At 62.7% G+C, this 14,390-nt stretch carries 19 protein-coding genes and 1 riboswitch; of the genes, 6 read left to right on the top strand and 13 right to left on the bottom strand.

Annotation, left to right across the window (positions count from 1 at the left end; all coding sequences use genetic code 11):
- Positions 1-7 precede the first annotated feature (7 nt).
- Both hisC and JQ611_RS18055 read right to left on the bottom strand, forming a co-directional pair.
- Positions 8-1,105, bottom strand: a complete 1,098-nt coding sequence (hisC, locus tag JQ611_RS18060) for a histidinol-phosphate transaminase (RefSeq protein ID WP_212466152.1) — start codon at positions 1,103-1,105, stop codon at positions 8-10.
- Between the two features lie 29 nt (positions 1,106-1,134).
- A complete protein-coding gene (locus JQ611_RS18055) occupies positions 1,135-1,995 on the bottom strand; it encodes a chorismate mutase (protein ID WP_212269574.1) in 861 nt (286 codons plus the stop codon).
- Between the two features lie 161 nt (positions 1,996-2,156).
- A riboswitch (SAM riboswitch) is annotated at positions 2,157-2,236 on the top strand.
- Between the two features lie 88 nt (positions 2,237-2,324).
- On the opposite strand from JQ611_RS18055, the gene JQ611_RS18050 reads away from it, so the two are divergent.
- A complete protein-coding gene (locus tag JQ611_RS18050) occupies positions 2,325-3,533 on the top strand; it encodes a homoserine O-acetyltransferase (RefSeq protein WP_212269573.1) in 1,209 nt (402 codons plus the stop codon).
- Complete coding sequence (metW, locus tag JQ611_RS18045; protein WP_212269572.1) at positions 3,530-4,195, top strand: methionine biosynthesis protein MetW; 666 nt, start codon at positions 3,530-3,532, stop codon at positions 4,193-4,195. Before JQ611_RS18050 ends, metW begins: the two co-directional genes overlap by 4 nt.
- 118 nt (positions 4,196-4,313) lie before the next feature.
- On the opposite strand, the gene JQ611_RS18040 is transcribed toward metW, so the two are convergent.
- Complete coding sequence (locus JQ611_RS18040) at positions 4,314-5,180, bottom strand: alpha/beta fold hydrolase (RefSeq protein WP_212466151.1); 867 nt, start codon at positions 5,178-5,180, stop codon at positions 4,314-4,316.
- 240 nt (positions 5,181-5,420) lie between these two features.
- Between JQ611_RS18040 and JQ611_RS18035 the strand changes: the two genes are divergently transcribed.
- From JQ611_RS18035 to JQ611_RS18025, 3 genes are all read left to right on the top strand, one after another.
- On the top strand, positions 5,421-6,110 hold the full coding sequence (locus tag JQ611_RS18035) for a TIGR02594 family protein (protein ID WP_212466150.1): 690 nt from the start codon (positions 5,421-5,423) through the stop codon (positions 6,108-6,110).
- 161 nt (positions 6,111-6,271) lie between these two features.
- Entirely contained in the window at positions 6,272-6,751 is a 480-nt protein-coding gene (locus tag JQ611_RS18030; RefSeq protein ID WP_212466149.1) for a Crp/Fnr family transcriptional regulator, read from the top strand.
- Positions 6,752-6,954: 203 nt separating this feature from the next.
- Positions 6,955-7,326 (top strand): hypothetical protein, encoded by a 372-nt coding sequence (locus JQ611_RS18025; RefSeq protein WP_212269568.1) that lies wholly within the window; start codon positions 6,955-6,957, stop codon positions 7,324-7,326.
- A gap of 72 nt (positions 7,327-7,398) precedes the next feature.
- On the opposite strand, the gene JQ611_RS18020 is transcribed toward JQ611_RS18025, so the two are convergent.
- The 3 genes from JQ611_RS18020 to JQ611_RS18010 all read right to left on the bottom strand — a co-directional run bounded on the left by JQ611_RS18020 (position 7,399) and on the right by JQ611_RS18010 (position 8,189).
- Positions 7,399-7,656: a hypothetical protein gene (locus JQ611_RS18020; RefSeq protein WP_249133254.1), complete on the bottom strand. Its 258-nt coding sequence runs from the start codon at positions 7,654-7,656 to the stop codon at positions 7,399-7,401.
- A gap of 11 nt (positions 7,657-7,667) precedes the next feature.
- Entirely contained in the window at positions 7,668-7,970 is a 303-nt protein-coding gene (locus tag JQ611_RS18015) for a plasmid stabilization protein (protein WP_212269566.1), read from the bottom strand.
- A 69-nt stretch (positions 7,971-8,039) separates the two neighbouring features.
- Complete coding sequence (locus JQ611_RS18010; RefSeq protein WP_212392338.1) at positions 8,040-8,189, bottom strand: hypothetical protein; 150 nt, start codon at positions 8,187-8,189, stop codon at positions 8,040-8,042.
- Between the two features lie 254 nt (positions 8,190-8,443).
- On the opposite strand from JQ611_RS18010, the gene JQ611_RS18005 reads away from it, so the two are divergent.
- Positions 8,444-8,659, top strand: a complete 216-nt coding sequence (locus JQ611_RS18005; protein WP_212269564.1) for a hypothetical protein — start codon at positions 8,444-8,446, stop codon at positions 8,657-8,659.
- A 29-nt stretch (positions 8,660-8,688) separates the two neighbouring features.
- Here the strand turns inward: JQ611_RS18005 and JQ611_RS42485 are convergent, their stop codons facing one another.
- From JQ611_RS42485 to JQ611_RS17980, 7 genes are all read right to left on the bottom strand, one after another.
- On the bottom strand, positions 8,689-8,823 hold the full coding sequence (locus JQ611_RS42485; RefSeq protein ID WP_283813475.1) for a hypothetical protein: 135 nt from the start codon (positions 8,821-8,823) through the stop codon (positions 8,689-8,691).
- A 94-nt stretch (positions 8,824-8,917) separates the two neighbouring features.
- A complete protein-coding gene (locus JQ611_RS42480) occupies positions 8,918-9,052 on the bottom strand; it encodes a hypothetical protein (RefSeq protein ID WP_283813474.1) in 135 nt (44 codons plus the stop codon).
- An 808-nt stretch (positions 9,053-9,860) separates the two neighbouring features.
- Positions 9,861-10,979: a cobalamin-independent methionine synthase II family protein gene (locus tag JQ611_RS18000; protein WP_212390917.1), complete on the bottom strand. Its 1,119-nt coding sequence runs from the start codon at positions 10,977-10,979 to the stop codon at positions 9,861-9,863.
- A 24-nt stretch (positions 10,980-11,003) separates the two neighbouring features.
- Positions 11,004-11,717 (bottom strand): ABC transporter ATP-binding protein, encoded by a 714-nt coding sequence (locus JQ611_RS17995; RefSeq protein ID WP_212466148.1) that lies wholly within the window; start codon positions 11,715-11,717, stop codon positions 11,004-11,006.
- A complete protein-coding gene (locus tag JQ611_RS17990; RefSeq protein WP_212466147.1) occupies positions 11,710-12,462 on the bottom strand; it encodes an ABC transporter ATP-binding protein in 753 nt (250 codons plus the stop codon). Before JQ611_RS17990 ends, JQ611_RS17995 begins: the two co-directional genes overlap by 8 nt.
- Positions 12,459-13,490, bottom strand: coding sequence for a branched-chain amino acid ABC transporter permease (locus JQ611_RS17985; RefSeq protein WP_212466146.1), 1,032 nt, complete (start codon positions 13,488-13,490; stop codon positions 12,459-12,461). The genes JQ611_RS17990 and JQ611_RS17985 overlap by 4 nt, the downstream gene beginning before the upstream one ends.
- Before the next feature lie 6 nt (positions 13,491-13,496).
- Positions 13,497-14,366 (bottom strand): branched-chain amino acid ABC transporter permease, encoded by an 870-nt coding sequence (locus JQ611_RS17980; RefSeq protein WP_212263988.1) that lies wholly within the window; start codon positions 14,364-14,366, stop codon positions 13,497-13,499.
- Positions 14,367-14,390: the final 24 nt, after the last annotated feature.

The following is a 14,390-nucleotide window of genomic DNA, read 5'->3' as shown; positions in this document are numbered from 1 at the left end:
GTGATGCTCACTTGCCCGCCACAAAGTCTTTGAGGCCGTCGACGACGAGGCGGTTGGCCTCTTCGGTGCCAATGGTCATGCGCAGCGCATGCGGCAGGCCGTAATTGTTCAGCGCCCGCAGCACCAGGCCGCGTTTTGTCAGATACGCGTCGGCGTCCGCCGAGGTCTTGCCCTTTTCCTGCGGAAAATGGATCAGCACAAAATTCGCCACGCTCGGCGTCACCTTGAGGCCGAGCTTGGAAATTTCTTCCGTCAGCCAGTTGCGCCAGTGCTCCGTGAAGGTCTTCGACATCTGGACATGCGCGGTGTCCTCGATCGCGGCCACCGCCGCCAGCATTGCCGGCGTCGAGACGTTGAAAGGCCCGCGAATCCGGTTGACGGCGTCGACGATGTTCGCCGGGCCGAACATCCAGCCGATCCGCAACGACGCCAGCCCGTGAATCTTGGAGAACGTATGCGTCACCACGGTGTTTTCGGTGGTCGCCACCAACTCGATGCCGAGCTCGTAATCGTTGCGCGACACGTAATCGGCATAGGCGGCGTCGAGCACCAGCAGCACATGATCAGGCAATCCGGCGCGCAGCCGCTTGACCTCGTCGAACGGAATGTAGGTTCCGGTCGGGTTGTTCGGATTGGCGAGCCACACCATCTTGGTGCGCGGCGTGACCAGCTTCAGGATCGCGTCGACATCGGCGGTGAAATTGGTTTCGGCCGCCACGACATTCTTGGCGCCGTTCGCCATGGTCGCGATCGGGTACACCAGGAAGCCGTGGCTGGTCGAGATCGCCTCGTCGCCATGCTTGAGATAGGTGTGCGCCAGCAGGTTGAGGATTTCGTCCGAGCCGGCGCCGCAGATGATGCGGTTCGGATCGAGCCCGAAGGCGCGGCCGATCGCCTCGCGCAGCACCCGCGAGGTGCCTTCCGGATAGTCCTCCAGATGACCAGCCGCGTCCTTGTAGACCGCCAGCGCCTTCGGTGACGGGCCAAACGGCGTCTCGTTGGCGGACAGCTTGAACACCTTGCGGCCGGGCTCGGCCACCGGGCTCTTGCCGGGGGTGTAGGGCGCAATATCGAGAATGCCGGGGTTCGGCACGGGGCGGGACATCTTCTGGCTCCGGATCGTAGGGCGTCTATTCAGGATTTGGCCGCCCCGTTCGGGGGCACCGTATAGCGTGTTGCGTGGCTGCCGACGAGGGCCGAAGAGCGCACCGACGCGCCGGCCTCGATCAAAGCGGTTTTGATCTTCTCCAGGCCAATGCCTGATATCGACACCAGCAGCGCCGCACCATCGAAGGCGGTATCGGGGACGGCGACGATTTCGGCAAGCGGCGCCAGCGCGCGCGCAATCTCGGCGTTCCAGCCGGAGACGCGCACGCTCCAGGTCTCGACTTCGGTCACCATGGCGTTGTCGGCGACGCGCGAGACCACGAACACCGGCAAGGCTGCCGGATGGTCGGCGCGTTCGAGGAACGGCAGCCGCGCGATGATCTTCGGCGCGCCGTCGGCTTCGAGCTCAATCCACCACGGCGTGCGGCTCGACGTCGCCGAGACCAGCGCCAGATCGCCCTTCGATTTCGCCACCGCTTCGACCGCGGCCTGCGCGCTGAAATGCCCGACGTATGGCACCACGAATCCGAAATGAAACCGCGCCGAATCGCGCATCGCGGATTCGCCGACCGAGACGTCCGCATGCACCGAGAACGGCGCCTGGACGTAGGTGAACGTCGAGATGATGACGCGCCAGATGCTCTCGATGGTGTCGATCGGGAGAATGCCGCGGTGACGCTCCACCAGCCGCCGCATCATGTCGGCCTCGCGCGCCGGGCGGAACGCGGAGCCGACTTCCTGGGTCTCCTTGACCTGGATCAGCCGATCGATGATGTCGCCGCGCGCCATCAGCAGGCGGTGAACCTGCTCGTCGATGCTGTCGATCTCCAGGCGCAGCACCGCGAGGGAGGGCGGGGCGGGGGGTGCCTTCGAGGGTCCCTTGGACATGTTCTAGCCTTTAGCGCCGGGGGCCGAAATCACCGGCAAATACAAGGGCATTGATTAGGAAAGACGGCCGCCGAAAGCAAAGAGAAACATCGGCAATGATGGCGCGCCCGGCCGGTTAACCATGGCCCGCCTTGACGAAAAGCTCCCTTCGGACTAGCTTTAGCCTATTCCGTGGTCATTTGAGCCGGCCGGCTTGCAGCCACGTTAAACAACTCGCTAAACAGGCCGGGGACAGAAGTGATCCCGGTCGAACCTTTGTTCAGGCCGGGTTTTTTTTATGGCCTGATTTCTGTCCGGGAGGGCCTCCCTTTGGGAGGTCGGTGGCCGAAATGACAAACGTTCAGTCGATAGCCAGCTCCTCGGTGCATACCGAGGAGCGCGCGCACGAGGCGGACCATCCGAGTTCGCTGGTGGCGGCGTTCGGCGCCGATCAACCGCTGCGGCTTGATTGCGGCATCGATCTGGCGCCCTTCCAGATCGCCTACCAGACCTATGGCAAGCTCAATGCAGGGCGATCCAACGCCATCATGATCTGCCATGCGCTGACGCTTGATCAGCATGTCGCCAATGTGCATCCGCTGACCGGCAAGCCGGGCTGGTGGGAAATCATGGTCGGTCCTGGCCGTCCTCTCGACACTGACAAGTATTTCATCATCTGCTCCAACGTGATCGGCGGCTGCATGGGTTCGAGCGGTCCGGCCTCGACCAACCCCGCGACAGGTAAGGTGTGGGGACTGGATTTTCCGGTCGTCACGATACCGGACATGGTGCGGGCGCAGGCCATGCTGCTCGACCGCCTCGGCATCGACACGCTGCTCTGTGTTGTCGGGGGCTCGATGGGCGGCATGCAGGTGCTGCAATGGACCGCGGCCTATCCGAAACGCGTGTTCTCCGCGCTCCCGACCGCGTGCAGCACGCGCCATTCGGCGCAGAATATCGCGTTCCACGAGCTCGGCCGGCAGGCAGTAATGGCCGATCCGGATTGGCATGGTGGACGCTATGTCGATCAGGGGACGCATCCGCATCGTGGCCTCGCGGTGGCGCGGATGGCCGGGCATATCACCTATTTGTCGGACGCCGCGCTGCATCGCAAGTTCGGGCGGCGGATGCAGGACCGGGATCTGCCGACATTTTCGTTCGACGCTGATTTCCAGGTCGAAAGCTATCTGCGTTATCAGGGCTCGTCGTTCGTCGAGCGCTTCGATGCCAACTCCTATCTCTATCTGACGCGGGCGATGGATTATTTCGACATCGCCGCCGATCATGACGGCGTGCTGGCGAAGGCGTTCTCCGGCATTCAGACGCGGTTCTGCGTGGTGTCGTTCACGTCAGACTGGCTGTTCCCGACCTCGGAATCGCGGGCATTGGTGCATGCGCTCAACGCATCGAGCGCGCGGGTGTCGTTCGCCGAAATCGAAACCGATCGCGGTCACGACGCCTTCCTGCTCGACGTGCCCGAATTCTTCGACATCTCCCGTGCCTTCCTGGAGTCCGCTGGCAAGGCGCGTGGCCTCGAAAATGGTGGCGCTGCGTCATGAGTATCCAACAGGCGTTGCCGCTCACGGGCGTCACACCCGGCCGCACCGGGAACTATCGCAGCGATCATTTGCTGGTCGCCGAAATGGTGCAGCGCGGCTCCAAAGTGCTCGACGTCGGCTGCGGCGATGGCGAACTGCTGCAGCTGCTGGAAAGCCGCGGCATCGACGGCCGCGGCATCGAGCTGTCGCGCGAGGGCGTCAACCGCTGCGTCGCCAAGGGCCTTGCAGTGGTGCAGGGCGACGCCGACACCGACCTCGTCAATTATCCCGACGACGCCTTCGACTACGTGATCCTGTCGCAGACGCTGCAGGCGACCCGGCAGCCGAGGGTGGTCTTGGAAAACCTGCTGCGGATCGGCCATCGCGCCATCGTCTCGTTCCCGAATTTCGGGTTCTGGCGGATGCGTCTGCAGCTATTGGTCGGCGGCCACATGCCGCGCACCGAAAACCTGCCCGCGACCTGGTACGACACGCCGAACATCCATTTCTGCACCATCAAGGATTTCGTGCAGCTCTGCGAACAGATCAACGTCAAGATGGAGCGCGCGGTCGCCCTCGATCTCTACGGCCGCCCGTTGCGGCTGAATTTGCCGTGGTGGTTCTGGAACATGTTCGGCGAGCAGGGTGTGTTTTTGCTGAGCCGGGCGGAGAAGGGGAAATGACGCCCGCCGTCATTCCGGGGCGCGCGTAGCGCGAGCCCGGAATCCATTCATCCACGCAACTAGTCGCTCAATGGATTCCGGGCTCGTGCTACGCACGCCCCGGAATGACGGAAAGAGGCTACCCCGCCACCATCGACCTTGCATCCCGCACCGGCCACCTCCCGGCCTCGACCAGCGCAATAAAGCGCTCGACCATTTCGTTGAACAGCGCGGGCTCTTCCAAATTGAGCACGTGTCCCGATTTCGGGAAGAACGTCAGTCCCGCCGCCGGTAAATGCTGCTTCAGGAACAGGCTCGGCTCGATGCAATTGTCGTCCTCGTCGCCGCAGATGATCAGCGCCGGCGTCGGCACGTTGCGGATCGCGTCGGTCAGGGTGTAGATCGAGGGGCGGCCGCCCTGAAAACTGCGCATGGTGTTGGCCGAGCCTTTGGCGTCATGGCGCGCCAGCGCGGCATAGAAATCGGCGTGGCCGCGCGGGTCCTTGACCAGGAACGGAATCCGGCTCGGCGCCTCGCGCGTCACTTTGGCGACCTCCACCGAGCCGATTTTCTCGTACTGCTCGGCATTGGCAACGCATTGCTTGCGGAAGGCTTCGAGATTTTCGATTGCAGAGCCGGAGCCAACGCCGGCTAGCGTCATCGACATCGCACGCTCCGGGGCGTTGAGGCCGACCTGCAGCGACGAATAGGAGCCCATCGACAACCCGACGAAATGCGCCTTTGCGATCCCGAGGTGATCGAGCACCGCGAGCGCGTCGGTGTAGAAATGCTGGTAGGTGTAGACGTCCGATGTCGGCGGCACGTCGGAAGGCGTATAGCCCCGCGCCGAATAGGCGATGCAGCGGTGGCCGCGCGAGAAGTAGCGCATCTGCGGCTCCCAATTGGTGTGGTCGGCCGCGAATTCATGCAGGAAGATGATCGGCGTTCCCGTGCCCGCTTCTTCGAAATGCAGGCGGACATTATCGCTGGTGACGGCATGGGGCATTTAAGGTTCCTCTTGGTTTTGGCGCGTTCTCCGGCCTCGAAAATTGCAGTTAATGCTCTGGGCCGCAATGCGGCAGGCTCGTTTCTTTTTGGCCATCAAATGGGCGTGGAATCACCCCGGAATCGTTTCCGCACCGCCGCATGAAATCTTCCTCCCGCCACAGCCAAAAATTCAAACCCGTCGCCGCGTTCGTTTGTCCACGAACGTTGCGGGATTGTGGTGTGTCATAGAGGATCAAAGATGCTTCAGTTGTTTGCGTTTCGCCGGTCGCTTCGTGTCCTTGCGCTGGCGTTGTGTTCGGTTTCGATCGTAGTCATTGCCACGCCGGCGTCAGCCCGGCCCCACCATGGCGCAGGGCGCCACGTCCGCGGCTACCACGCCGGTCACCATGCACGGCATTACGCCCGCCACCATCACCGGAAGATCGCGCGCCTGTCGCGCTGGGAGCGCGGTGTCGCGCAAATGCAGGCCGGCGGCTTTGCCGATGCCAACGCAAACGTTGATGCCAGCGCAACCGTTACCGATCATAATTCGACCCTGACGCCGCCCGGCGGCGTGATGGCGCCGAGCAGCTTTGGTTCCTCCAACGTCGTCGCCGAGGCGCGCCGGTATCTTGGCGGTAACCCGACCGGGCGCGGCAGCCTGTGGTGCGCCCGCTTCATGAACATGGTGCTGCAGCATTCCGGCTATCGCGGCACCGGCTCGGACATGGCGAAATCGTTCGCCAGCTACGGCCAGCGCGTCTCCGGCCCGCAGGTCGGCGCCATCGCCGTGATGACAAGGGGCCGCGGCGGCGGCCATGTCGGCGTGATCACTGGCATCGACGCCAAGGGCAACCCGATCATGATCTCCGGCAACAACGGCAACCGGGTCCGGGAAGCGCCGGTCTCGCGTGGTCGGATCTACGCCTACGTGATGCCGACGAGCTGAAATCGTCATTGCGGTCGAACCGGATGATGGGCACAGGCGCGTCGGCGCCGTGCCCATCTTGGCCTCGCCGAAGCAAGCCGACGGGCCGCCTCCGCCCTCGCTGAGCGGCCCATCGGGCCTGGCCCGCTTGCCGCCGCCGGGCGCGCGGGTATATTGGCCCGATGGCTGTCAGCTCCCCAGATCTGAAAGCGTTCCTGCTCGCCACGCCTTTCTTCGGTGGCCTCTCAGACGCAAGCCTCGATCTTTTGATCTCAATGCTGGCCGAGCGCCGCTTCGACGCCGGCGCTACGGTCGTCGCGGAAGGCGAGGCGGGTCGATCGATGTTCATCGTTCACTCCGGCCAGCTGGTGGTGAGCAAGCTGCTGGAGTCCGGGCGCGTCCTGCGCATGACGGGTCTCGAGCCCGGAGATTTTTTCGGCGAAATGACGCTGATCGAAATGCAGGACCGGTCAGCCACCGTCGTCGCGGAGAGCCCGACCGTGCTGTACGAACTCACCGCCCGGCAACTTTACGCCTGCTACAAAGCCGACATCCACGCCTATGTGATGGTGATGCAGAATATCAACCGCGAGCTTTGCCGGCGGCTCCGCCGCGCCGACAAACGCATTGCCGAGTTGCAGATGCTTCGCACGAGTGATTGACACAGCCTCGCGTGCGTCAGGTGGGCTGAGCGCGCTACAGGGCGCAACATCGACGGGAAAATCGGAACCTTTGGCCCGGAACCGGCAGGCTCGGACGCGCGCATTGCAGCCGCATTGGTTTCACTGAATGGCCACATCGGAATCAGACCCCAACCAAACTTCGTGGATAGGAGTCCCTTCAGTCAAACTGAAAAGGAGTGAGCATGCGCATCGTTACGGCATCCGTCATCATTGCCGCCCTCTCTCTGGGCGCGCCAGCCATCGTGCAGGCACAGGGAACCCCCTCGCAGTCCCAGGGAAGCCCCTCGCAATCCGAGGCGCAGCCCTCGCAGTCCAGCACCGTCATCCGGAGCATCCAGGTCGTCGACGTCAAGGATCTGCAGCCGGCGGTACGTTCGAAGGTCGACGAACTCGTGGCTCAAACCCGCGAGGAAGACATTCAGTCGCTTCGCAAGTCCATCGACGCGACGCCGGAAGCGGCATCGGTGCTCAAGGCCAAGGGCCTGACTTCGTCACAAGTCGTGGCCATCAACATCGCCGACGGCGTTCTCACGATGTTTGCCAAGACGGCCTGACCGGGAAACCTCATTAAAACTTAGATGCGACCATTAAGCCCGCCGGGCGTGAATCCGGCGGGCTTAATGCCGTCATCCTCGTTGCAGCGACATCGCGGTATCAAAGACGGTCGCGCAACCCGCTGACCCCGTCGTTTTGAGCGCAATGGTCGCAGCAGTAGAAGGTGCCGGCCTTTTCGAGGCCATGACCGACGATGCGCGTTCCACACTGCTTGTTGGTGCAAGGGCAAAAATGGCGCACTCAAAGCTATCGAAAGTGTGCGATTTGCCGTTCATCACGACCTGAAAAGCCTTGTCGTACGAATTTCCGCAGGTCTCGCAACTGGCCATCTCTCGCCTCCTTAAGCTGCACGTCGTTTACGGGTCTGTGCCGCCGTCTTCGCCGACCGGGAACGTTCCGCCGCCGGGCGTTTGGCGGCGGCCTTTCCACCGAGCTTGCCGCCCTTGCGGGACGGGGCGTGGTCCACCTTCTTGCCTCGCCCGGACCCGCTCTTTTTGCCGCCATGGGTTTCAGCGTTCACGGTAGCCCAGGCCCGACGCTCGGCTTCGTCGTGGGAGACGCCGCGCTGCTCGTAGCCCTCCTCGATGTGCTCGGCCTGACGCTTTTGCTTGTCGGTATAGGCAGATTTGTCGCCGCGCGGCATGATCCCTCCTTCGTTGGTTGATGCAAAAACACCATCGGTGCTGGAGAGTTCCTATCGATGCTTCCGTGCTTAATGCCTCTTGAAATACTGAACTTCGCGTTCATGTTTTTCAGCCGCGGCGCGGGACTTGAAGGTGCCGAGATTGCGTCTCTTCCCGGTCTTGGGATTGATCTTGCGGGAATAGAGCCGGTATTCGCCCGAAGCTAATTTACGGATCATGGCGTTTCTCCGGAGCCCCCAAAGCACACTCGTGCGTTGCGCGTACCGAAACAAACGGCCTCTCAATTGCCCTGGTTCCCCGCTCGATGTCCGCTTCCAGCCACAAAAAGAATCGGCAGGAACATAGGAACGACTTTTCTCCGGGCACGTTGATTGTTCGAGTGATACAACGAGGGAGAAATCCACCGGAAATATCATCTCAAAAGCCCCGTCAGTTACACGTGTAGCTGGCGGGGTTTTGGTTAGGAGGCCCGATGTATGCGCTATTTGAAGGCGACAAGCAGATCGGAAGTGCCTTCCCTACCGAGAAAGAGGTCTGGGAAGCAGCCCTGATAGAGGGGCTTGTGACGGACGTTCCGGTTGCGGATGAGGAAGGCGGCCAAGTGATTCCGAGCGGTTATCACGTCGCCAGGGTCGAAGAGCCCTGCGACCCGCGGCCCGATTGGAAACTTCCTCGCGATATCTCCTGACGCCGGCGCTTTGGGAAATCCGGCAGGCTCTACACAATCCAGTAGATTGCCATTCCAACAGCCACCAGGGCCATAACCCCAGCGGTCAGCATCCCGTAGTTCCGCTCTTTCTCGGTCGGCAGCGCTTCTCTCGCAGCGTCCTCATGAATCAGATCGTGTTTCATAACGCACCTCCAGGTTCAAACCGAAAGCACGAATCGTTCCGGCCCTCGAAGCGGGCTAACCAGAAACTCCCACCCACCCGATGGCTCAGGCGGTTCACGTCACCAGATCGACGAACACGTTGAGGAGCGACACGATCAGCCCGGCTGAAGCAACGGCCGTGCCGAGGTCAACAACCTCAATGAGAGCCTGCCGCTGTTCGTCGTCCAACAGTGAGAAGACTTTGCGCATGGTGTCCTCCACCCCATGTAAACTTTCTGAATGGCCGCCGGTTCCATTTGGGAGGCCTATGCCCGCGGACGGGCACAGCAGGCGCGACAAAACGACCCGACGGGCAAATCAGTTGCGATTATCAGAAATGATGTCAAGTCATAAATTTCTGAAAATCAAAAATATTCTCCTTTCCTTCGACCCAAATCAGGGGCACATCTAGGCCCATCCCGTCCCACTCAGAGGGCGTCGGCCGTCGTCACGGACGTTGGACGGGTTGCGGTGGACGCTGGTTTACGCCTCGACGACGGCGTGGATAAGCGTACGGCAAAACCGTGTGGTCCTGGCGCCCGTTGCAGGCGTCAAGCTGTTGGAGAAGCGCAAGCGGGAACGGCAGCGACGGAGTCAACCAAGAACTCGTCTCCGGGGAGAGCACGGCATAAGCCGTAAAGCCATTGCGCAGGGAAGGCCGGGTGTTCTCCGCTGCCCTGTATGCTCGTGTGCACTTTGTTTTGTGCAAACCGCACGCGAGACCGCGGGTGCAGCGCGCACCCGGTCTTCCCTGCGCCCTCTGTTTGAAGAGGGCGGGAAGTTTCTGGCAAAGCTCGGGCGCAATGCGTCGCGAGAATGCGAAACTGCGTTTAGACCACGCTTCAACAACAAACACGGCCGTCGTCCCGGGCTTGACCCGGGACCCATACGCCGCGGCAGTTATTGTCAAAGAAGGTCTCTAACGCCAGCGTTCTCACCGATAGGCCGCGGCGTATGGGTCCCGGCTCAAGGCCGGGACGACGGATTTAGAGAGCCGGGACGACGCGGAGTTATGAACCTACTTCCCCCACACCTCGTTGGCGACATCGACCGCGAGCTTCAGCTTGGCCCACTGCTCTTCCTCGGACAGGATGTTGCCTTCCTCGGTCGAGGCGAAGCCGCATTGCGGCGATACCGCGAGCTGCTCAAGCGGCGCAAATTTCGCGGCCTCCAACAGCCGGCGCTTGATGTCTTCCTTGTTCTCGAGCTCGCCGAACTTCGAGGTGATGACGCCGACCACGACCACCTTGTTGCCCTTCGGCAGATAACGCAGCGGCTCGAAGCCGCCGGCGCGGTCGGAATCATATTCCAGGAAATAGCCGTCGTAATTGGTGCCGGCCAGCATGGTCTCCGCCACCGGTTCGTAGCCGCCGGAGGAAATCCAGGTGGAGCGGAAATTGCCGCGGCAGACATGGGTGGTGACGATCATGTCGGCCGGCCGCTCGGCCAGCGCGTAGTTGATGACGCGGGCATAGATCTCCTGCAGGCCGTCGGGATTGTCGCCGCGCTCGCGCGCCTTCTGCAACTCGTCCGGCGAGCACAGATAGGCCCACACGGTGTCGTCGAACTGCAGATAGCGGCAGCCGGCGTCGTAGAACGCCTTCACCGCCTTGCGGTAGGTCTTGCCGAGATCCTCGAAGAAGGTTTCCAGATCGGGATAGACGTCCTTGGAGATCGCCTTGCGGCCGCCGCGGAAATGCAACACCGCGGGCGACGGGATCGTCATCTTCGCGGTGACATGCGCGGTGTCGCAATGCTTCTTCAGGAACTTGAAGTGATCGAGCATCGGATGGTTGTCGGGGAAGTCGAGCTTGCCGATGACGCGGATGGCGTCATGCCGGGTCTGGACGCCGGCGAACTGGATGCCCTGATCAGGGTGGTACAATTCGCAGCCGGTCAAATGGCTCAGAAAATCGAAATGCCACCAGGAGCGGCGGAACTCGCCGTCGGTCGCGAGCTTGAGGCCGAGCGAGGCCTGCTTGTGCACGACCTTTTCGATTTCCATGTCCTCGGCCTTGCGCAGGTCCTCGGCCGTGATCTCACCCTTCTCCAGTTTTGCGCGCGCCTCCTTGATGCGCTGCGGCCGCAACAGGCTGCCGACCTCGTCGGCACGGAACGGGGCTTTGGTTCGCTGCATGGTCTTACTCCCAAAGAAAGAAATCTAATGTGCGGCGCCGGCGACGCCGAGATAGCGTTCGAGCACCGCGGGATCGGCCTTCAACACGCTGGAAGCCGCATCATGCACGATCGCGCCGCGTTCCAATATCACAACCCGGTCGGCCAACCCCAGAATCTTTTGGGCATTCTGCTCGACAATAATCGAGCAGATGCCCCCGGCGCGGGTAATGGTGCCGAGCGCCCGCAGCAGCTCCTCGACGATGATGGGCGCCAGCCCCTCGGTCGGCTCGTCCAGCAGCAGCACCTTCGGATTGAGCGTCAGCGCCCGGCCGATCGCCAGCATCTGCTGCTCGCCGCCGGAGAGCTGGTTGCCGAAATTACTGCGGCGTTCCTTCAGCCGCGGAAACATTTCGTAAACCCTGTCGACGGTCCATGGGCCGGGCTGGGCCACCGCGGTCATGTTCTCTTCCACCGTCAGCGAGCGGAAGATGTTGCGCTCCTGCGGCACCCAGCCGATCCCGGCCCGCGCCCGCTGGTCCGGCCGCATCGGCGTGATATCCACCCCGCCAAGCGCGACGGTGCCGCCGAAACGGCGCGTGATCCCGACGATCGAGTTGATCAGCGTCGTCTTGCCGGTGCCGTTGCGGCCGAGCAGCGCCAGCACCTGGCCTTCGCCCAGTGTCAGCGACATGCCGGGCAACACCACCGCCTCACCGTAGCCGGCGCGCAGGCCGTTGATGGCTAGAAGATCAGACATCGGCAGCCTCGCCGAGATAGACCGCCTTGACCTGGGGATCGCGTGCCACCTCGTCCGGCGGACCCTCGACCAGCATGGCGCCGTTGACCAGCACCGAAATCCGGTCGGCGAACGAAAACACCAGATCCATGTCGTGCTCGATCAGAAGGACCGTAACGTCGCGCGGCAGCGCTGCGACCGCCGCCAGAATATCGTGGCGCTCGCTCTCGGGCACGCCGGCGGCGGGCTCGTCGAGCAGCAGCACCCGCGGCTTGGTCGCGATCGCGACCGCGATCTCGAGCAGGCGCTGCTTGCCGTATGGCAGCGTCGCGGTGAGCTCGTTCATGACGTCGAGCAGGTGAAAGCGCGACAGCGTCTCGGCGACCTCCTGGTTGACATCGCCCCGCGTTCCCATCCGCCGCCACCAGTCGCCGCCGCGGCCGAGCCGTTCGGACACCGCAAGCCCGATGGTCTCCAGCGGCGTCAGATCGGCATAGAGCTGGTTGATCTGGAAGGTGCGCGACAAGCCGCGCAGCACCCGCTTGTGCACAGGCAGATCGGTGATGTCGCTGCCTTCGAGCAGGATGCGCCCGGCATTTGGCTGCAGCACGCCGGTGAGCAGGTTGATGACCGTGGTCTTGCCGGCGCCGTTCGGCCCGATCAGGGCATGGCGGGCGCCCTGCTCGACCCGCAGCGACAGATCGCGCGTGACCCGCAGGCCGCCGAATGATTTTTCCAGTCCTTTGGTTTCCAGCGCGATCGTCATGGCGCGTCACTTTCGGGAACGGCAACGACGGCTTTGCGCCCGGCGATTTTCCGGATCACGAGGTTCGGCAGCCACAACGCCCAGCGATGCATGCGGTCACGGCCGACCAGCACGATCACGACCAGCACGAGGCCGATCCAGAACAGCCAGTACTGCGGCGTGATGGTGGAGAAGAATTCCTGCAGCATCTTGAACACGACCGCGCCGATCAGGCCGCCATAGAGATAGCCGGTGCCGCCGAGCACGAGCACCAGCATCAGATCGGCCGATTTTTCGAACGCGAACACGTCGAGCGAGGCCAGCGCCGTGGTCTGGGTGAACAGCGCGCCGGCAATGCCGGCGTAGAACGCGGCCAGCGTATAGATCGCGATCAGGCGGCGGTTGACCGGCACGCCGATGGCGGACGCCCGCAGCGGATTGTTCTTGATCGCGCGCAGCGACAGGCCGAATGGCGAGTTCACCACCCGGCGCGCGAGCAGGAACAGCAGGAACAGCACGATCAGCGAGTAGAAGAAGCCGGTCTTGCCGAACATGTCGAAGGCAAACGTACCAAGGATCGGCGCCATCTCGATGCCCTGCAGGCCGTCGGTGCCGCCGGTGATGTTGGAGAAACGCTCACCCAGCGCCTCCAGCAGCAACGCGATCCCGAGCGTCACCATCAACCGCGTCAGGTCGACGCCGCGGATCACCAGGAAACTGGTGAGAAAGCCGAGCACCATGGCAACGAGGCCGGCCGCGACCAATGCAATCACCGGTTCGGTGATGATGCCATGGAGCGCCAGCAGCCCGGCGCAATAGGCGCCGACGCCGAAGAAAGCGGCATGGCCGAGCGACACGATACCGGCATAGCCAAGGATCAGATCGAGCGACAGCGCGAACAGTGCCAGCCGCAGGATGTCCGTCATGATCAGATAGCGCGACGGAAACAGGAATGCGCAGGCCAGCACCAGAACCCAGAACGCGATTTCGCCTCCGCGCCAGCGGGAGCGGGCCATGGCATGAGACGAGACTTCGGGAAGCGCGTTCATATCGGCTCACCGCGCCGCGGTGCGGCCGAACAGACCGTTCGGGCGCCAGATCAGGATCACGATCATGATGGTGTAGATGACGAATGGACCCATCTTGGGCACGTAATATTTGCCGGCGACGTCGCCGATGCCGAGCAGCAGCGAAGCCAGAAACGGCCCGGTGATGCTGGAGGAGCCACCGACGGTGACCACGATCAAAAAGTAGATCATGAACTTGAGCGGAAAATACGGATCGAGGCCGAGAATTTCGGCGCTGAGCGCGCCGCCCAGACCGGCAAGCCCGCAACCGAAGGCGAAGGTAAAGGCAAACACCTGCGGCACGTTGATGCCGAGGCCGCTGGCGGCACGGGGATCATCGACCGCCGCGCGCAAACGGCTGCCAAACCGGGTTTTCGCCAGGATCAATTGCAGCCCAACCGTGAGCAGGCCGCAGATCACGATGATCATCAGCCGGTAGCGGCCGATGCCGACGCCGAAGAAATCGAACTGGCCCTCGAGCGCCGCCGGCAGCTTGATGAAGATGCGCGACGATCCCATGATGTAATCGACCGCCGCCACCGACATGAAGGTGAGGCCGATCGTGAACAGCACCTGGTCGAGATGGCTTCGTGTGTAGAGATGGCGGTAGAGCGTGCGCTCCAGCGCCACGCCGATCACGGCGCTGACGACGAAGGCGAGCGGCAGCGCCGCAAAGAACGGCCAGCCGGAATTGTTGACCAGAACGGCGCAGACATAGCCGCCGGTCATCGCGAACGCGCCATGGGCGAGGTTGACGAAGTTCATCAGCCCCAGCGTCACGGCCAGCCCGCAGGCCAGCACGAACAGCAGCATGCCGTAGGCGACGCCGTCGAACAGGATGGTGAAGAGCGTGGTCATTCAGGTGAAAGCTCTAGAGCCTTT

Source organism: Bradyrhizobium sp. AUGA SZCCT0182, from assembly GCF_018130185.1.
Classification (GTDB): Bacteria; Pseudomonadota; Alphaproteobacteria; order Rhizobiales; family Xanthobacteraceae; genus Bradyrhizobium.
This window is presented reverse-complemented; position numbering and strand designations above follow the sequence as displayed.